At 69.7% G+C, this 18,697-nt stretch carries 12 protein-coding genes and 2 pseudogenes; 7 read left to right on the top strand and 7 right to left on the bottom strand.

Annotated elements, in window-relative coordinates; translation table 11 throughout:
• The first annotated feature begins 73 nt into the window (after nt 1-73).
• The 4 genes and pseudogenes from ABD466_RS34265 (at nt 74) to ABD466_RS34245 (ending at nt 8,784) form a co-directional block, all read left to right on the top strand.
• A pseudogene (locus tag ABD466_RS34265) lies at nt 74-2,046 on the top strand (TIGR02677 family protein).
• Nucleotides 2,043-3,266 (top strand): TIGR02678 family protein, encoded by a 1,224-nt coding sequence (locus ABD466_RS34255; RefSeq protein WP_344661394.1) that lies wholly within the window; start codon nt 2,043-2,045, stop codon nt 3,264-3,266. Before ABD466_RS34265 ends, ABD466_RS34255 begins: the two are co-directional and overlap by 4 nt.
• Entirely contained in the window at nt 3,263-7,429 is a 4,167-nt protein-coding gene (locus tag ABD466_RS34250) for a TIGR02680 family protein (RefSeq protein WP_344661393.1), read from the top strand. Before ABD466_RS34255 ends, ABD466_RS34250 begins: the two co-directional genes overlap by 4 nt.
• Nucleotides 7,430-7,434: 5 nt before the next feature.
• Nucleotides 7,435-8,784: a TIGR02679 family protein gene (locus ABD466_RS34245; RefSeq protein ID WP_344661392.1), complete on the top strand. Its 1,350-nt coding sequence runs from the start codon at nt 7,435-7,437 to the stop codon at nt 8,782-8,784.
• A 40-nt stretch (nt 8,785-8,824) separates the two neighbouring features.
• On the opposite strand, the gene ABD466_RS34240 is transcribed toward ABD466_RS34245, so the two are convergent.
• Both ABD466_RS34240 and ABD466_RS34235 read right to left on the bottom strand, forming a co-directional pair.
• Nucleotides 8,825-9,598, bottom strand: a complete 774-nt coding sequence (locus ABD466_RS34240) for a hypothetical protein (protein WP_344661391.1) — start codon at nt 9,596-9,598, stop codon at nt 8,825-8,827.
• A 2-nt stretch (nt 9,599-9,600) separates the two neighbouring features.
• The gene (locus ABD466_RS34235; protein ID WP_344661390.1) at nt 9,601-10,170 is read right to left on the bottom strand and encodes a potassium channel family protein; all 570 of its coding nucleotides are present in this window, start codon (nt 10,168-10,170) and stop codon (nt 9,601-9,603) included.
• 650 nt (nt 10,171-10,820) lie between these two features.
• On the opposite strand from ABD466_RS34235, the gene ABD466_RS34230 reads away from it, so the two are divergent.
• Complete coding sequence (locus ABD466_RS34230) at nt 10,821-13,088, top strand: cell wall-binding repeat-containing protein (protein WP_344661389.1); 2,268 nt, start codon at nt 10,821-10,823, stop codon at nt 13,086-13,088.
• Between the two features lie 618 nt (nt 13,089-13,706).
• The gene (locus ABD466_RS34225) at nt 13,707-15,239 is read left to right on the top strand and encodes a TROVE domain-containing protein (protein WP_344661436.1); all 1,533 of its coding nucleotides are present in this window, start codon (nt 13,707-13,709) and stop codon (nt 15,237-15,239) included.
• A 375-nt stretch (nt 15,240-15,614) separates the two neighbouring features.
• Here ABD466_RS34225 and ABD466_RS34220 read toward each other — a convergent pair.
• A pseudogene (locus tag ABD466_RS34220) lies at nt 15,615-15,932 on the bottom strand (ExeA family protein); the annotation flags it as partial.
• A 239-nt stretch (nt 15,933-16,171) separates the two neighbouring features.
• Between ABD466_RS34220 and ABD466_RS34215 the strand changes: the two are divergent.
• Nucleotides 16,172-16,726 carry an SMI1/KNR4 family protein gene (locus tag ABD466_RS34215; protein WP_344661388.1) on the top strand — a complete coding sequence of 185 codons (555 nt, stop codon included), beginning with the start codon at nt 16,172-16,174 and terminating at the stop codon, nt 16,724-16,726.
• An 85-nt stretch (nt 16,727-16,811) separates the two neighbouring features.
• Here ABD466_RS34215 and ABD466_RS34210 read toward each other — a convergent pair whose 3' ends face one another.
• The 4 genes from ABD466_RS34210 to ABD466_RS34195 all read right to left on the bottom strand — a co-directional run.
• Entirely contained in the window at nt 16,812-17,117 is a 306-nt protein-coding gene (locus ABD466_RS34210; protein WP_344661387.1) for a hypothetical protein, read from the bottom strand.
• A 212-nt stretch (nt 17,118-17,329) separates the two neighbouring features.
• Nucleotides 17,330-17,686, bottom strand: a complete 357-nt coding sequence (locus tag ABD466_RS34205; protein ID WP_344661386.1) for a hypothetical protein — start codon at nt 17,684-17,686, stop codon at nt 17,330-17,332.
• A gap of 325 nt (nt 17,687-18,011) precedes the next feature.
• Nucleotides 18,012-18,434 (bottom strand): hypothetical protein, encoded by a 423-nt coding sequence (locus tag ABD466_RS34200; RefSeq protein WP_344661385.1) that lies wholly within the window; start codon nt 18,432-18,434, stop codon nt 18,012-18,014.
• Nucleotides 18,424-18,697: ATP-binding protein (locus tag ABD466_RS34195; RefSeq protein ID WP_344661384.1), on the bottom strand; the 274-nt coding region annotated here is incomplete at its 5' end. The genes ABD466_RS34195 and ABD466_RS34200, both read right to left, overlap by 11 nt.

The following is an 18,697-nucleotide window of genomic DNA, read 5'->3' as shown; positions in this document are numbered from 1 at the left end:
AGAAGTGGTCGGTTGTCCACAGGCTTCCAGAGCACGATTGCGGCCGACCGAACGAGGCCCCGACAGTTGATCCATGAACGAGGTCCGACGATGCCCGCCCGCCGGCGCGGGTGGAACGGCTCACAACCCGACGGACGACGACGGCGACCTTGCCACGACAGCCGACTCGGGTACGCGCCGAACCAGCGTGCACCCACCCGCGACCGGCACGGGGATCCACGGCGGGCCCAGAACACGTGCACGCCTCGCTCGGCGTATGGCGTGGGAGATCTTGAAGACGGCCGGCCGCTCGCCGATCGCCATGGACCGCGGTCCGCACGCCACGCCGGAGGCGACCCCTTCCGCGGTCGCACCATGCCCGATTCACCCGTTTGAGCCGGAACCCCTCGGGCCGGCTGCCACAATGGACGCCGTGACGGATGCATCGACGCCGCAGCCCTTCGCCTACCTCGGCGCTCCGAACATCCACCTCTATGCGACGGTCCTCGCCGTGTTCGCACGGGCCAAGCAACGTTTCACCGTTCATCTGCGGCCCGAAGACGTCCTGATCGACTGGCCCCGGGAGCCCGATCGAACCGGCGGCACCGGCGGCACCGACGGCACCGACGGCGCCGCGCACCTGCCGGATCCCGAAGCGCTCGTCCAGGCCCTGGACAAGCTCGTCGAATGGGGCAACCTCCGCTCGGACGCCGACACCGGGCGGGTGAGCACAGTTGAGGATTTCAACCGCGCCCGCAAGATCTACCAGCTGACCCGGCACGGCCAGGCCGCGCTGGCCGCGATCGATCACTACGAGCAGGCCCTCGGCCAGCGGGGGCGCCTGCAGACCGTGGCGCTCGCCGACATCGCCGAACAACTGACCGCGCTCCTGGTCGCCGCCGAAGCCCTGGAACCGCCGGACCAGACCGGCGTCGGTCTGTTGTTGTTCACTCTCACCGAGCGGTTCACCGGCCTGGCCGACAACGCCGAAGCCTTCATGTCCTCACTGCGCCGCGCGGTCGACTTCACCGACGGCGCCGAGGACGCCTTCCTGGCCTACAAGGACCGGCTGATCGAGTACATCGACAAGTTCATCGCCGACCTGGCCAACCGCGGAGCGCAGATCGCGGGCCTGATCGAGCGGATCGAGACGGCGGACATAGGACGGATCCTGGACGCCGCGGCCCGCCGCGACGCGGTCGACGCCGTCCCTGACAACGGAGCGGATTCCGGCGCCCACGACGCCTACGCCGCGGCCGTCCAGCTCGCGACCCGCGACTGGGAGAACCGCTGGCGGGGCTTGCGGGAGTGGTTCGTCAGCACCGGGAACAGACGTCCCTCGCAGGCCCGGCTGCTGCGCAACGCCGCGGTCAGCGGCATCACGAACCTGGTGAACACCGTCGCCGCGCTCAACGAACGCCGCGGCGGGCGCTCGGACCGTTCGGCCGACCTGCGTGCGCTGGCCCGGTTCTTCGCTCAGGCTCCGGACGACGCCGCCGCGCACCGCCTGTGGCGAGCGGCGTTCGCGCTCGCGCCGGCCCGGCACCTGACCATCGACGCCCAGACCGAAGAAGCCTGGGAAGCGGCCGACTACCCACCGGGGACCCCGTGGGCGGACGCCGAGCCCTGCGCATCAGCCCCAGACTGCGCGAGACCGGTTCCTACGAGCGTCGCGGCGCGCCGAATCGCGCGATCGACCGGGACGACGGCCGCCGCCTGCTGGCCGCCAGGGCCGAGCGCGAGGCGGCTGAGATCGCCGAGGCCCGCCGCCTGCTGGCCACCGACGGTCCGGTGCTCCTGTCGGAATTGGCCGGTCCGGACGGTCTGGATCCCAGAGCGTTCCGCCTGTTCCTGTCGGTTCTCGGCGACGCGTTGGCGGCACGCCGTCCCGGCACGACCACCACTACGGCGGCCAGCGGCGACGGCTCGATGGAGATCCGCCTCAAGCTCGTGGACGCCGGCCGGGTCGTCACCGTCCCCACCGCTGACGGCGTCCTGTCCGGCCCCGAACACGTCGTGGAGATCTTCGACCTCACCGCACCCGCGCACCAGGGCGCAGCACGATGACCGTCTCGACCTGGACCTCGACCCCGTCTGCGGCCTCAGGCGACCATGACGTCGAACGCCGCCGCGCGGCCCGGGCCCTGCTGGCCCACCCGCTGCTGACCGCCCGCGACGATGACTTCCGCCTGGTCCGCAAGCATGCGGCCGAGTTGGCGACCTGGTTCGCCGACCAGGCCGGCTGGCGGCTGACCGTGGACGCCCAGACCGCTCGGCTGGTCAAGAAGCCGGCCGACCTGGCCGACCCGACCCGACCGGCCCGCGCCCCGAAGACCAAGGTCCCGTTCACCCGGCGGCGCTACGTCCTCCTGTGCCTGGCCCTGGCCGTGTTGGAGCGTTCGGAATCGCAGACCACACTCGGCCGGCTCGCCGAGGGCGTGCTGACCGGGTCGACCGACCCGGCGTTGACGGAGGCCGGGATCACCTTCGGCATGGGGCGCCGTGAGGAGCGCGCCGACCTGGTCGCCGTCGTCAGGCTTCTGCTGTCCTGGGACGTGCTGACCCGGGTGCAGGGCGACGAGGACGCCTTCGTCGCCGACGGCGGCAACGACGTGCTCTACGACGTCGACCGCCGGGTGAGCAGCGGTCTGCTCGCCACCTCGCGCGGCGCGTCCACGGTGACCGCGGTGTCGTTCGAAGAACGCCTCGCGGCGCTGACCGCCGAACCATGGCCGGAGACCGACGATCTGCGTCTGCGCTCCCTGCGGCACGCCATGACCCGCCGCCTGCTGGATGACCCGGTCGTGTACTACGCGGACCTGACCGAGGGCGAACGCGCTTACCTCGTCAACCAGCGTGTCTCCATCACCCGCCGCATCACCGAGCTGACCGGCCTGATCCCGGAGATGCGCGCCGAGGGCATCGCCATGCTCGACCCCGACGACGCACTCACCGACGTCCGGATGCCGGAGGCGGGCACCGACGGCCACGTCACGCTGCTGATCGCCACCAAGATCGCCACCGACGGCGTGGCGCCGACCCTGCCGGAGTTGGTCGACTTCGTCCGGGAGCAGGCCAAGAAGCACTCCTCGTATTGGCGGAAGACCGCGACCGAACCGGCCGCCGCGGCGGACCTGGCCGAGCAGGCCGTCGCGAAGCTGGAGGCCCTGAACCTCGTCCTGCGCGTCTGCGACGACCACGGCCGGACCCGGATCCACCCGCGCTCGGCACTGATGCGCTTCGCCATGACCGAACCAACGATCAAGAAGGCTGCGCCCCGCCCGTGACCATTCCGACCGCGCTTCCGGCGCCCGCTTCCCCCCTGCCCACCCGTGACCGGTGGCAGCCGCTGCGCGCCGGCCTGATCGACGTGTTCTACTACGACGCCGAGGAGTTCCGGTTCCACGACGGCCGTCTCCTGCTGCGTGGTAACAACGGCACCGGCAAGTCCAAAGTCCTGGCGCTCACACTGCCGTTCCTGCTGGACGGCGAACTGGTCCCGTCCCGGATCGAACCCGACGGCGACCGCGCCAAGCGCATGGAGTGGAATCTGCTGCTCGGCGACAAGCACCCCCACGACGAGCGACTGGGCTACACGTGGCTGGAGTTCGGCCGCATCGGCGACGACGGCCTGCCGCACTACCGCACCATCGGCTGTGGACTCAAAGCCGTCCGCGGCCGAGGCATCGCCGATCACTGGTTCTTCGTCACCGACCAGCGGATCGGGCCGGATCTGCCTTTGCGCAACGAACACCGGGTCTCCTACTCCCGCAGGACCCTTGAGGAGAAAATCGGCACGCACGCCGTCTTCACCACCGCGAAGGCCTACCGGCGCGCGGTCGACGAAGCGCTGTTCGGGCTCGGGAGCGCCCGTTACGAGGCCCTGGTCAACCTGTTGATCCAGCTCCGGCAGCCGCAACTGTCGAAGAAACCGGACGAGAAGCTGCTGTCGAAGGCGCTCACGGAAGCGTTGCCACCGCTGGCCGACAGTCTGATCGGCGAGATCGCCGAAGCCTTCCGCGGCCTGCAGGACGAACGCGACGCCCTGGCCGCGCTGACCGAAGCCCGAGGCGCGGCCGCGGCGTTCCTCGTCCATTACCGCCGTTACGCCCAGGTCGCGACCAAACGAACTGCTGCCGCGGTACGGCAGGCACACAGCAAATACGAGCAGCTGGGTCGCGACCTCGGAGCCGCGACGACCGCGAGGGACCAGGCGCACGTCACCGTCACCGCCGCCGAGGAGGAACTGGCCGGGCTCGACGAGCAGAAGACCCTGCTGACCGCGCAGAAGGACGCTCTGAACCGCGACCCCGCGATGAACACCGCCCGGGAGATCGAGCGGCTGGCGAAGTCTGCCGGGGCTTTGGCCGATGTGGCTCGGAGCCGTGCCGGGGACCGGCAGCAGGCTGTGCTCGACACCGAGAAGTGGTCGGCGCACGCCGAGCGTGCCCAGGCCGACGCCGACACCGACGGCGTCGCGGTCCAGCGTCTGCACCACGCCGCGGCCGGACACGCCGAGGCCGCCGGCGTCGATCACGCCGCGGTCCGCGCGGCGCTCACAGCCGCCGGCAGCGATACGGAAGGCTTCGCCGCGCCGGCCCGGCAGTCTGCGGATTCCCAGATCCGCAATCGGCAGCAGGCGGTCAGCGGCCTTCGCGACCTCCACGCCAGGGCCGAGGTCGCCGCCCGCGCCCTGGGTGCCGCGCGGGCGGCCGCCGAGTCGGCCGCGAGCGAGGCGACCGCGGCGGCCGAACGTGCCTCGCTCGCGGCCGACATCGTCATCGCGAACGGTCGCTCCCTGCTCGGCGCGTGGGAATCGTGGAGCGCCGGCAATGCCGAGATCGTTCTGCCCGACCGTGAGGCGGCGCTGTCCGAGCTCGGGCTGTGGGTCACCACACTCGACGGGCCGAATCCGATGGCCCGCCGGGCCGAGCAGGCCGCCAGGCAGCACGAAGCGCTGCTGAACCGCCGCGTCGCGGACATCGACAACCTCCGCGGGCAGGCCGAACAGGAGCGGTCCGCACTCGGCGAGGAGATCACGCGCCTGGAACAGGGGCACCACGATGCTCCGCCGATCCCGCACACCCGCGACGCGGACGCCCGCACCGGCCGGCCCGGCGCGCCGCTGTGGAAGGTCGTGGACTTCCACGAGCACGTCACCGAGGCCGACCGGGCCGGGCTGGAGGCCGCGCTGGAGGCGTCGGGGCTGCTGGACGCCTGGATCGCCCCGGACGGGAGGCTGTCCGACGTCGGCGGCGACGTCCTCGTGACGCCGATCGGGTCCGCGCCGGACGCCGGCCTCACCGCGTCCTTGCGTCCGGCGATCGACGCGGCCGATCCGCAGGCAGGCGCGCTGTCCGAGTCGGTGGTGGCATCGGTCCTGGCCGGGATCGGCCGTATCCCGGCCGGAGCGTCCGAACCCGGCCACCACACGTGGATCAGCGCGGACGGGCGGTTCGGTATCGGTGCGTTGCGAGGCGCCTGGCACAAGGAATCGGCCTTCCACATCGGCGAGGGCGCCCGCGAGTCCGCCCGCCGTGCCCGCCTGGCCGAACTCGGGTCCCGGATCGCCGTGCTCGACACCCGGATCAACGCTTTGCGCGAGGAGTCCGACGCCGTCGCGCGGCGGCTGGCCACCGTCGCGGACGAACTGCGTGCCCAGCCATCCGACGCCGGCCTGCGCGAGGCCCACAGCGGCGCCGCGTTCCACGCCGAGGCGGCGCGGGACGCCACCTCGCGGCGGGACGAGGCGGCGGCGGCCGTCGGACCCGCCGGCCAGGCGGCCGACGAGGCGGCCTCAGCTGTCCTCCGTTTCGCCGAGGACACCCGCCTTCCGCACGAAGCGGCCGCCCTGGACGCCGTCACCGAGGCACTGAACGACTACCGCACGACCCTGTCCGAGCTCTGGCCCGCGCTGACCCAGGCGTCGCGCTCCGCGACGAACGCCGCCACCGCCGAGAACGAGCGCCGGCTGGCCACCGCCCGCCTGGTCCAGGCCGACAAGGCGGCGGCCAAGGCCCGGCACGACGCCGAGGCGGCGGCCGAGGAACACCGCACGCTCCTGGAGACGTCCGGTGCGGCGGTGGAAGAGCTCTACCGGAGGCTCGACGAAGTGCGCACCGCACTCGCCGCCGTCGAGTCCTCCACGTCATCGGTCGGTGCCCGCCGCGAGAAAGCCGTCGAGGAGCGCGGGCGCGCCGAGGGCCGCCTGGAACAGCTGCGAGACACCATCACCGAGGCGACTGCCGTTCGGGACGAAGCCATCGCCGCCATGCGGCGTTTCACCGCCAGCGGCCTGCTCGCCACGGCCCTGCCGGACCTCGAACATCCGGACCCGGCCGAGTCCTGGGTTCCGGCCCCGGCCGTGGCTCTGGCGCGCTCCGCCGACGCCGCCCTGTCCGGCGTCGACGACGCCGACGGCGCTTGGGAGCGCGTCCAGCAACGGGTCTCGCGCGAGCAACAGGAACTGTCGGGAGCCCTGGCCCGCCACGGCCACCAGGTCTCCATGACCCTGTCCCAGGACGGACTGATGATCGTGGAGGTGGTGTTCGCCGGCCGCGTCCAGGACGTGCCGTCGCTGGCCGCCGTCTTGGACAGGGAGGTGACCCAGCGGGACCGGCTGCTGTCGGCCAAGGAGCGGGAACTGCTGGAGAACCATCTGGTCGGCGAGGTCGCCGGCGCCCTGCAGGAGCTGATCACCGAGGCCGAGGGCCGGGTGGCGGCGATGAATCAGGACCTGGAGTCCCGTCCCACCTCCACGGGCATGGCTCTGCGACTGGTCTGGCGCACCTCCAAGGGCGCGCCCGAGGGGCTGGAAGCCGTCCGGACCCGTCTGCTGCGCAAGGCTGTGGACGCCTGGAGTCCGGCCGACCGGGCCGCGGTCGGTGAGTTCCTCCAGCGTCGCATCGCCGACGACCGCGCGGCCAACCCGGCCGACACCTGGCATGACCAGCTGGCCCGCGCCTTCGACTACCGCGCCTGGCACGCATTCGCCATCCAGCGCCGCACCGACGGCGTCTGGGCCTCAGCCGCCGGCCCCGCCTCCGGCGGCGAGCGCGTCCTGGCCGCCTCGGTGCCGCTGTTCGCCGCGGCATCCTCGCACTACTCCTCCGGGCACCCGCACGCTCCGCGCCTGATCGCCCTCGACGAGGCGTTCGCGGGAGTCGACGACGACTCCCGTGCCAAGTGCCTCGGCCTGCTTGCGGCCTTCGATCTGGACGTCGTCATGACCTCTGAACGCGAATGGGCCTGCTACCCCACCGTGCCCGGGATCGGCATCGCCCAGCTGGCCCGGCACGAGGGCGTCGACGCGGTCCTGGTCACCCCGTGGCGCTGGGACGGACGCGAGCGCGTCCGCGTGCCGCGCCCCGAGCCATACCTGCCGCCGCAACGCGCACGCGAGACCACCGCGCCGTCCGGTGAGCCCGCCCCGAGCTTGTTCGACGCCTGACTCCCATGGCCGACGACGACACGGGGGCGGCCGTCGACCTCGCGCGCCTGCACCGGCTGCTCGGCGTCCCGGAGCTGAAATGGCTGGTGGACCGGGTGGCCGACCGGATCATCGGCGGAATCCCGGCCGCTGAGGGGACCGCGACGCTGGGCACCCCCACGCCGGAACAGCGCCGCGCGGTGGAACGGCTGCTCGGAAGGCCTCCCGGCCGCGGCAGGTCATTGACAGTGCGGCTGTCGGATGTCGACACCGTCCTGAAGGATTCCGGAATCTGCCCCGCCGGACTGGCCGTCGCCACTCAGGTGCTCCGCGGCCCGATCGCCGTACGCCGAGAAGTCGAGTCCGCCACGCAGATCGCCTGGGAATCCGCCTACGAACCGCTGGACCGCCTGGCGGCCGAGCGCCCCGAACTCGCCCCCTGGCTGCACCGCGTCCGCACCACCGGCCTGCTCAAACGCCGGGCGGCCGACCCCGTGACCGGCGCCGAACTCGCTCGGCGAACGGCCCGTGTCCTGTCCGTGCTGCCGCACCCCGGCATCGTCCGGCCGGTCCTGGCCGCCCATACCGTCGGCGACGCGCACGCCCTGGACGACGGCCGCCCGCTCACCGCACTCGTGATGAGCGCACTCCGATCACTGGCCGGCATGGCAGCCTCGGACACGGCAGACGCAGAAGGCCGCCGCCACGCCTGGGCCACCGCCGGCGTCGCCACTGACGACCTCTCCTCACGCGTCCTCGTACTCAACATCCCACCCCAGGACGACGAGGGCTTCATCGCCCGGCTCCTCACCCTCGGCACCACCGCCGGCGAGCCGCTCGTACTGACCCTGCGACACCTCGAATCCCTCCCGGCCACCACGCAGACCGAAGCCGCGATCGCCCGCGACTTGTCCGGCACCACCATCAGCGTCTGCGAGAACCCCGCCGTGGTGTCGGCGGCAGCCGCCGAACTGGGCCCCGCCTGCCCACCACTGATCTGCCTGGAGGGCAGCCCGTCCGTGGCCGCGACCCGCATCCTGCGCTGGCTCATCGCGCGAGGCGCGACACTCCGCTATCACGGCGACTTCGACTGGGGAGGCACCCGCATCGCCGCAGGCGTCTTCGCTCTGGCCGCCGGCACCGGAACCCCCGCCACCCCCTGGCGCTACGACCATGCGGCCTATCTCGACGCCGTCGCCCGCGGACTGGGAACACCCCTCCAGCCGGCTGAGCCCCGTGCCACCCCATGGGATCCAGAGCTGCGACACCACATCGCAGCCCACGCTCTCCGGGTCGAGGAGGAACACGTCATCGAAACGCTGCTGTCTGACCTTGCGGACTCCTCGGCCGCACAAGTGTCCAGTACCCCGCACTGAGGCGAGAGTCAGCAAGCGTGACGCGGCAAAGCACCCGGCCTCATAGGCCTCGCTGGCTTTCCTCAGTGCGTTCGGGGAGGAGCAGCACGGCGCCGACGAGGAAGCAGATCGCGCCGATCAGAGTCGTGGTATCGGCTCCGCCGAGGTTGTGTACCTCGCCGGTGACCGGGTTGATGTAACCGGCCACGGCGGAGACGCCGAAGGCGACGGATCCGACCAGGTTGGCCAGTGTGATCCACCAGGACCAGGTGCGCGGCCGCCACGCCGCCCACCCGTGGCAGGCCTCGTACCAGCACAGGAAGCTGGAAACCAGGAAGCACACCGAGCCGATCGCGTCCGGCCGCCACACGTGCTTGTGGGCGGTGTCCGCGGACAGGTTGTGAGCCATCGCGAATCCGGTGCTGACGTTGAAGTACAAGGTCCCCGCGAGTTGGACGGCGGTGGCCCACCAATCGATGCGCCGCGGCTGGAAGACGAAGAACCGCCGGTGCGAGGGGTTCTGCGCTTTCGGGGCGGCGTCGACCGCCTCCCGGTATGACAGGAACGACGCCGTGGTGAAGAACAGCGATCCGACGAAGTAAGTGATGGTGTCCCACTGGGCCCCGACCGCATCGCTGTAGCCGGGCACCGATCCGATGGCGAACAGCAGTGACCCGACCGCGAACAGCACGGCGATCCACCAGCCGCGGGCGGAGGGAGCCCACCAGGTCGATCCGCCGGCGGGGCGTTGGTGTTTGCGGTGGCGCCGCGAACCCCACCGGACCACGGCGCCGTCGGGCCGGACGTGGTCGACGAATGTGAAACCGTTGCTCATCATCAGTCACGCTCGCTTCGGAGTCCGCCGGGCTCGGCCTTGCGTCGCTGGGCGCGTCGGACCGCGCGCACGAAGACCTTGATGGCCACGCCGTAAATAATCGGATTGGTGATCATCTGACCAGTGACCACCAGCCGCGCCATCTCGGTTTTGGCGGTGATGTCGCCGAACCCGACAGTGGAGAACACGGTGACGGTGAAGTAGAGCCCATCGGAATGCGTGAGGTGCTCACCGAAGCTGGTGGGCGACAAGTCGGCCAGTGCGACGTAGGCGGCGGCGAACAGCAGCAGGAAGAACGGGACGCTGGTAGCCAGTCCCTCGACGGCCCGTAACGCCGGGTATGGGGATGTGACGATCGTGCGGACCTGGAAGGCCACCAGCGCAACGAACCCCGCCAGCCCGATCACGAGCATCGTGACGGTGAGCGTGGTGCTGGAGCGGTCCAAAGGCAGCACGTAATACAGGGTGACCAGCAGGATAACCGAACCCACCACTCGCAGGAACGTCCAGGCGACCCTGCGATTGGAGGGCCATGCATCGTCCTGCGTGGCGGTGCTGGTGCGGGCGTTCATGATGTCCGTGCCCGCGCAGCGCGCTTGTTTTGCGACACGCCAGGAGTCTCGTCAGCCGCCTGCATCATGCACCTTCCAGCAAGCCGCATGCATGTTCGCCGGTAGCGGTCTGCCATCAACCGTCGCACAGGCACCACAGGTCGCAATATACCTGAAAGTCGCTTATGCCAGAGTTACAAAACATCCGTGCCGCTGCAGCCTCGATCAGGCTGACCAAGCTCCTACGCCTGGCAGCCATCGACGGCACCACCGGCGGGCCGATCACCGAACCCGCAGCCCTGAGATCGCCTCACCTGAACACGGATCACCCGCGGGCCGTCTCATACACCACCAGCCTCCCTCGATGCAGTCGGAGAGGTTGGCTTCACCTTCTGGCCTCGGGCGATGCATCCGGTACCAGGGTCCTGAGGCACGGCAGGCGATGGGCTACGATCACGCCACTGTCTCGCGGTGGGGAGCCGCGGTCTCGGGAGGGCTGGGAAGTCATGAGGCGCAGCATCACATCCATCGCGTTGTCCACGCTTGCCGTCGGATCAGGCCTCACGATGGTCCACCCGACCGTCGCGGCAGCCGACGATACGCCGAGCGCGTCGCAGCTCTCATATCGTGCGGCGCCGGGTAACCGGTTGGTGCCGCATCAGGCAGGAGTGATGCCCACTGTCGGGGTCACCGGTACCGCCACTTTCCTGAACGTCTACGCGCGCGACGGAGAAGACCGGTGGGACATCACCCTGTCGGCGCCGACCGGATCGCAACTGACCGCTGGGACCACCTATAAGAACATGGGGCGCACGTCCACTGCGTCGTCGGCCGGGCTGGACATGGCGTACAACTCCTCCGGCTGTACGACGTCGTTCGCGGATCTCACGGTCTACCAGATCGAGACGGACGCCACAGGCGCGGTCACCAAGCTGGAGGCCGGGTTCGACCAGCACTGCGACACCGCCTCGTCTCCCGCCGTCGAAGCCTTGATCCGGTTCAACGCGACCGGGGCCCTGCCCGGGGGCGCACCGACCGGCCTGCCCCCGACGGCGCCACAGGGGACGACGGGCCCGCTGGCTTTCGTCCGCGACGGCCACATGATCATGGACACTGACGGTGGTACCGGCGGCGCCGACCTGGGGCCTTCGACTGCGACCCCGACGCCCGGGTACACGGTACCGGTCGGTGGTGCCGCGTGGTCTCCGTCGGTCAACCGGATCGTCTACACGCGCGACTCCCGGCTGCACTCCTACCTGCCGGACGGGAGCGGCGACATCGCGATCACCGCCTCCGGCCCGACCGTCTACAGCCCGGACACGGACCCGGCGGTGGCACCGGATGGCACCGTGGCCTTCTCGCGCGGCGTGACGATCATGCTCGCCTCCCTCGACGGCAGCTTCGCGGGCCGCGAGTACACGCTGTACTCGTCCAACGAGTTCTATGCGACGCATCCGACGTGGGCCGCCGACGGCTCCCTGCTGTTCCAGCGCCAGGCCATCCCGAACGCCAGTGTCCCGGGACCCACGCCGCAGCCCGACGTCTACCGCATCGCCGGCGGCAAGACCACGCTGTTCATGGCAAATGCCGGGCAGCCCTCCGTCTCACCGGACGGGAGCCGGATCGCGTTCATTCGAGCTGACTCCCGCGGCGTCAAGCAGGTCTTCACGGTCGCCGCCGACGGCGTCAGCGGCCTGAGCCAGATCACCCATGACGACAGCGACTCCACCGAGCCCGCCTGGTCCCCGGACGGGCGCACCCTCGCCTACGTCATGCCGAACTGGCACGAGGTCGTCGAGGTCCCGGCGGTCGGCGGGGCCCCGGTCGGCAGCATCCCGAACGCCGACGCACCGGCCTGGCGGCCCGCTCCGCGTCCGTCGCACGTCACCCGGATCGCCGGCGCCGACCGGATCCACACCGCCATCGCCGCCTCCCAGCACGACTTCGCCGACCACGGCGCCGCTGATCCGGCTCGCGACCACGCCGACGCCGTCGTCCTGGCCCGCTCCGACACCTACGCCGACGCGCTCGGCGGCTCCTCCCTCGCGGTTCGCAAGAACGCCCCCCTGCTGATCACCGATCCGACTGCCCTGGCTCCTGACGTGGCCCGCGAGCTGCAGCGTGTCCTGGCGCCCGGCGGCACGGTCTATCTGCTCGGCGGCACCAGCGCCCTGTCTCCGGCTGTCGCGTCCGCGGTGCAGAAGCTGCACTACACGGTGCTGCGGTTGGCCGGGCCCGACCGCTACGCCACCTCGGTGGCCATTGCCAAGACGGTGGACCCGAACCCCAAGGTCATGCTGATCGCCAGCGGCGACAACTTCCCCGACGCACTGGCCGCCGGCGCCACCGGCCAGCCACTCGTCCTCACCGCCGGATCGTCGATGCCCTCGGCGACTGCCGCCTACCTGAACACCGTGTTCCCGATCGACCAGCGCATGGGCATCGGCAACACCCAGATCGTCACCGTCGGCGGTCCCGGCGACAAGGCGGTGATCGACGCGTACATGGCCGGGAAGCTCCACTGGGGCGAGGAATTCACCCGCATCAAGCTGGTCGGCAACACCCGCCAGGACACCGCCCTGCTCGTCGCCCGCTCCTTCTTCGGCGGCATGTCCCAAGCGGCCTTCGCAACCTCCGCCAGCTGGCCCGACGCCTTGTCCGGCGGCGCGATGATCGGCCACGTCGGCGGACCGCTGCTACTGACTGACCCGAGTGGCCTCTACGGCCCGGACGCCGACTACGCGCACGAGCTGGCAGCAACCGGTGGCCTCACCACGGTGGACGTGCTCGGCGGGCCGGCAGCTTTGCCGCCGATGATCTCGCAGCAGATCGCGGCCCAGCTCGAAGTCGCCGGCCGGGTCATCGTCAACCAAGCGCACCACGACCCAATCCCGCTGGGGACACACGCAGCGTCGGATGCCGTCACAACGACGCGGTAGCGCGTGAACGGCAGCGCAGCGAGGTAGGCACGTGTGACTTCGGGAGCAAGCTCATGCTCCCGAAGTCGCCGACCTCGCCGGCGGCAACGCCGTTTCCGCCACACGATCCAACGCTGGACCAACGAGGTCATCGACCTGCTGGCGGCCAGGACTTTGCGCGGGTGCCGATCAGCCTCGCCTCGCGGACGGCTCACCTGGTGGGCTTCGGCACTTCCTCGCGCATGTCCGCGAGGAAGGAGGCGCTGGTGACGTTCAGTCTGGGAGCGGAGGACTGGACGGTGGCCACTTCCCGTGACGCTGCCCCCACCGTTCAAATAAATGGGATGCGCCTCTGGGCCTTGCCGAGTAGCTTCTGCTGTCACACCTCCCGTTGCGCGGTGCCCCGGCTACTTCTGCCAAACACCCCGGTGCCCATTCGGATCTCGGGAGGTGCCGTCTCCTCAGGCCTTGTTACCGGTCCCTGTCTTCCCGTGTCCGCTGTCGTGTCCATGGAGATGTCTGATGACCCGGTTCAACCGTCAACAGCTGAAGGCTGCGACGCGGGATGAGATCCAGATCGATGCGGCGGACCTCGTTGCGGCCCGCCGCCTCGCGCCGCGATCTGCGGTGAACCGCTCGATGTGGCAGACCGACACATTCAGTCAGGCCCTGCAGGCCGGCAACTACGAGCGTGGCGTGGGCTGGGTCCGCGACCCGAAGTCGGAACTGTTTCTGCTCGCGGCGGCGAACATGGTCGGCCAGCACACGTTCTACGAGCGGGCCGGGTCTCGTGACCGCCGCTACGTCGAGTTGATTTGGGAGCACGCGCTCAGCGACCCGGAGTGGACCCTGGGCCTGCTGCGGTGGCTCCGATCAGAGGCCAACATGCGAACCGCCTCCTTGGTCGGTGCCGCGGAGTTCGCGCGAGCTCGGCAGCAAGCGCGGCGGCATGGCTACTCGCGCCAGGCGATCGCGGCGGTGTTGCAGCGTCCTGACGAGCCGGGCGAGCTGCTGGCCTATTGGACCTCGCGCTACGGCCGGCAACTGCCGATGCCCGTGAAACGGGGCGTCGCCGACGCCGTGCAGCGGCTCTACACCGGCCGGGCGCTTCTGAAGTACGACACCGACTCGCAGGCCTTCCGCTTCGGCGACGTCCTGGAACTGACTCATCCCGCGCCGGCGCCCGACCGGCCCTGGCAGGCAGCGGTGTTCCGTTACGCCCTGGACCGGCGGCACCGCTCAGCCTCGGCGGCACCGCCGGCGGGCGAGGAACTCCTGCAGTCGCACCACGCCCTGATGGCCGTTCCGGCAGAAGCTCGTTACGCCCTGGTCACCGACCCCGGCGGCGCTCAGCGCCTGGCGGCAGCGGGGATGACGTGGGAGACACTGGCCGGCTGGCTCCAGCGCCCGCTCGACGCCGCGGTGTGGGAGGCCGTCATACCGTCGATGGGCACCATGGCGCTGGTCCGCAACCTGCGGAACTTCGACCAGGCCGGGATCGGGGAGCCGGCTGCCGCCGAGGTGGCCAGACGGATCTGCGACCGGGACGAGGTGATCCGCTCCCGGCAGTTCCCGTTCCGGTATCTGGCCGCGTACCGGCACGCAGACAGTGAGCGGTGGGGCGCGGCCCTGGAGACCGCCCTCGCACACTCTCTGGCCAACGTGCCCAGACTGCTGGGCAGGACTCTGGTCTTGGTCGATCGCTCCGGCTCGATGTTCTTCACCCCAGAGGCCCGGACCGAGCTGACCCGCGCCGACTCCGCAGCCATCTTCGGCACCGCCCTCGCGCTGCGCGGCGAGCACGTCGACCTCGTCGAGTTCGGCACCGGCAGCCGCCGGATCGAGGTGGGCCCGCAGGACACCGTCCTGGCGGCCCTCGACCGGTTCCACGACCTCGGCGGCACCGAGACCGCGAACGCGGTGCGCACCCACTATCAGGGTCACGACCGCGTCATCATCATCACCGACGAGCAGGCCTTCCGCTCCGATACCTCCGTCCTCGCCCCGGTGCCCAACGAGGTTCCCGTCTACACGTGGAACTTGGCCGGGTACGCCGTCGGGCATGCCGAACCTGGTCCGCGCCGCTATACCTTCGGCGGGCTCAGCGACGCCGCGTTCCGGTTGATCCCGCTGATCGAGGAGGGCCTCGAAACCGGGTGGCCCTGGGAGTAGGGATGGTCGTCGCGTCTGGACGACTCAGTCGCGAAGGGTTCTGCGTCCTCGGTAGAAAGCCATTCCAGCCTTGGCGTCGGACGCGGTCAGGAGCCCTCTTGCCGTCCAGTTAGATCCGTCTGCACTCCCTCTGTGCTGGGGGCAGCTCCTCACGCTCCTTTGGCGATCTGGGTCGCGGACTCTTCATCCCTCTTCGGCCGGTAGGCCCAGACCGCGTGCTCATCCGCGGTGATGGGGAACTGTCCATCTAACGGTGTAATGGGCTTGATGTAGGGGTCTACTTCCGTCCGGCGGACAGGCGTCCGTCGAAGGTGATGTCGAAGGCGTTCAGGGCTGGTTTCCAGCGCATGGTCCGGGTCTGTTCGCCTTCTCGGCTCAGTCCAGGACTTCGGCGACTGCGGAGCGGACCGCGTTCTCGTCGACCAGGGACTTGTCGCCGGCGAACGTGGCGACCAGCGACTGGAGCGCGAGGTTGTTCACCGCGCGGGGGAACCCGCGGGCCGTGGTGTGAATCAAGGCGAAGGCGTCGTCGGTGAACAGGTTGTCGGCGCGGCCGGCCAGGCCGAGGTGATGCTTGATGTAGCTGGCGGTCTCTGCTGCGGTCGTGCCAGGCATGGTGTAGCGCAGCGAGGTGCGCTGCTCCAGCGCCGCAAGGACGACGAGCTTCATGGTGCGGCGCAGCGTGGGCCGGCCGGACGGCTCCGGCAAGAGACCCCGGGAGGGCCGTCGCATGCCCTTCATCGGCAAGATGTCGTCGTCGGCGAACACCTCTATCTCAAGGGCATGCCACCGAATCTTGTCGGCAGGCATCATGCCGAAAACCGCCGCTCACGTCTGCATCTTGGGTGTCGTTCAACCGCAGCTTCGGGCCATGAGCTGGACGGTGGACCGGGAGTACTTGCGCTGTCAGACACAACAGGCAAACTCACGCCATGGACCGAAGATGGATCGATCGCATCATCGCGACTACTGGCTGGACACGGACCGAACGTCACCCGTTCGACTGGGCTGCGACCGAGCAGCAGTTAGGAACTCGGCTGCCCGCTGACTACAAGGAACTGGCCGAAATCTTCGGCCCGGGCATGTTCGGGGAATGGTTGGGACTGTTTCTCCCCGTTGACTACGAGTTCTACGCACTCGACATCGTTACCGAGTGGTCGTGCAGCCTTCGCATCGCCGGCGAAGTGTATCCATTCGGCTTGGAACCGTACGGACTACATCCCAAGCCCGGCGGCTTACTGGAGTGGGGCTTCACTCCCGACGGCCACTTGTCCTACTACTGGGCTGTCGAGAGCGACGACCCAGACCTTTGGCCCGTCATCGTGAGCCACGCGGACGACACCTTGCTCGACCGCTACGAGCATTCAACGACAGAGCATGTCTACCGCGAACTGGCCGACGTCCTTGACCGGCACAGTGAGCACAACCTTCAGGGATTCATCACCCTGAACGAGCTGACAGCCCGCGACGGACTACCCAGACCCTGACCGGGATGTCAGTCATAGCCAATCGTTGACGGCTGCGATGGTGACGGTGGCCGGTAGCTGCACGCGAGGTCGTACCAGCTCGGGTTCAGGACGCCGGAGGATCTTCTCGCTCTCTCATCGCACGCTCCATGGCTTCGACCGCCCGCGCCGCCTCCTCGTCCGTGGTCGGGCGTAGGAACTCGATGTCCTCGTCGGGACGGCAAGCCCAGACCGTACGATCGTCACCTTTCGCGATGCCGGTGAGAACACGGAGGCTGCGATTGAGTGCTTCCTTCCTGATGAGCTCGCGAAGTATCGCGGGGTCCTCCACGTCATGCTTTACGGCGTAGCCGTTGAACTGCACCTGATCGACGAGGCGGATGATGAGTGCCTCGAGGTCTACTCGGTCCATGACGAGAGCCTAGGGCGGGCCGTAAGGCCGCACCGGGCCTTTCGCCGACACGGACTCGAATGCGTCAATCGCGGTCCCCTACCGCTGGGGCCGACAAGCGCGTTGGTGTCTGCGGCGCCTGCCAGGCTGTGGTGGTAAGGCTCTCTGATTTTGCTGGTCGGTGCTCTGGTTGATGGCATGCCATGAAGGCGAGCGTGCATCGTCCAGAGCGGTCAGCGAGGTTCGACGTCCGGTGGGAAGCCGTAGATTCCCGGGTCTGTGACGGACTCTTCCGGGATCTCTAGCGGGCAGATGCTCCAGCGCTGCGCGATGCGCATCACGTGCTGTTCGCGCGGGACGGTCTCGAAGAAGGCGTCCCACTCTGGTTCGTCCCAGGTCTGCCAGCCCTCGTCAAGCCAGCGGTGGCCCACGCCGAGCTCGTTTTCGATGTCCGTGGGATCGCCGATGTGCAGCGGGACGGCGGCGTCGCCGTAGTAGTAGGCGCGGATGATCTCGCCGCCGGCGGCCCGGGCCCAGCCGTGGTTTTCGCCGATCGATCCGGTCGGTCGCGAAGAACTGAACCTCGCCAAGCTGCGCGCTCAGCTCGCGGATCCAGTCGGGGAAGCGCGGATCCGAGGCTTCGAAGGCCCCGGGCATGTGGATGCGGCCGTGGGCCAGCGTCCAGGACGACACCGGGCGAGCAACGAACACGCCTTGCCGGTATGCGGCATCTGTGCCGCTGGTCCAGGCCATGGCCTGGCGGTGCCGCAGACTCAGCACGTCGGCGACGGCCTCGGGCGAGGCGTCTGGCACTGCGAGCCATGCTGTCTTGTAGCCGATGCCCATGATCCTCCAGTCGAGTCGACGGGAGGATCATCGCAGGCGGGGCCGACATGCTCACCCGCCGGCGAGGGTTCAGGCGCGGCGGATCGGGATGACGCCGCTGCCAGCCGAGTTGCCCATCGGCAGGGCTGGCCTGGCGGCTTCGGGCGTGGTGAGCAGGGCGAAGATGGTGATGGCCTCGCCGCAGTGCGGACAGGAGCGGGGGGCTGCCGGTTCCAGGGCCTGGCCGGTGGCGGCACCGCTGAGCGTTGGCGGGTTCGGGTTCTGTTTCACGGAGGTGCGTTTGCCGATGACGATGTCCGGGTTGGCGCCGGCGGCCAGGCGGGCTTGGGCGGCGGCGTCCTTGGCGTGGTCGCGCTGCAACCGGGCTAGCTCGCGGCAGCGGCGGGAGCAGTAGACGTGCCGGTCGGAGCAGTAGACGTGCCGGTCGGAGCCGTAGGGCGAGACGTCGAACTCGCCTTTGCAGATCGGGCAGGTGGCGGTTTCAGGAGACACGGGCGTTGACTCCTTCGCGCAGGACGGTGATGTGTTTTTGGTGGTTGCGCAGCCGGTATGAGGGTCCGTCGATGCCGACGACGGCGGCGCGGTGCAGCAGACGGTCGAGCATCGCGGCCGCGACGGTGGCGTCGCCGAAGACGTTGGCCCAGTCGGCGATGCCGACGTTGGTGGTCAGGATCGTGTCGGGTCGTCGATCATGCTGGGACTGGTAGAACGCTGATGTGACGCGGCGTGAGCTCAACGATGACGAGTGGGGCCTG

Origin of the sequence: Catenulispora subtropica, from assembly GCF_039531675.1 — a bacterium.
Taxonomy (GTDB): Bacteria; Actinomycetota; Actinomycetes; order Streptomycetales; family Catenulisporaceae; genus Catenulispora; species Catenulispora subtropica.
The sequence above is the reverse complement of the archived record's forward strand: the minus strand, read 5'-3'. Positions and strand labels throughout refer to the sequence as shown.

Excerpts from the sequence above, each read along its gene's own strand:
- ABD466_RS34240 (WP_344661391.1), bottom strand. The coding sequence starts at position 9,598 with ATGAGCAACGGTTTCACATTCGTCGACCACGTCCGGCCCGACGGCGCC.
- ABD466_RS34215 (WP_344661388.1), top strand. The coding sequence starts at position 16,172 with ATGGACCGAAGATGGATCGATCGCATCATCGCGACTACTGGCTGGACA.
- ABD466_RS34225 (WP_344661436.1), top strand. The coding sequence starts at position 13,707 with ATGTGGCAGACCGACACATTCAGTCAGGCCCTGCAGGCCGGCAACTAC.
- ABD466_RS34210 (WP_344661387.1), bottom strand. The coding sequence starts at position 17,117 with ATGGACCGAGTAGACCTCGAGGCACTCATCATCCGCCTCGTCGATCAG.
- ABD466_RS34245 (WP_344661392.1), top strand. The coding sequence starts at position 7,435 with ATGGCCGACGACGACACGGGGGCGGCCGTCGACCTCGCGCGCCTGCAC.
- ABD466_RS34235 (WP_344661390.1), bottom strand. The coding sequence starts at position 10,170 with ATGAACGCCCGCACCAGCACCGCCACGCAGGACGATGCATGGCCCTCC.
- ABD466_RS34230 (WP_344661389.1), top strand. The coding sequence starts at position 10,821 with ATGCCCACTGTCGGGGTCACCGGTACCGCCACTTTCCTGAACGTCTAC.
- ABD466_RS34255 (WP_344661394.1), top strand. The coding sequence starts at position 2,043 with ATGACCGTCTCGACCTGGACCTCGACCCCGTCTGCGGCCTCAGGCGAC.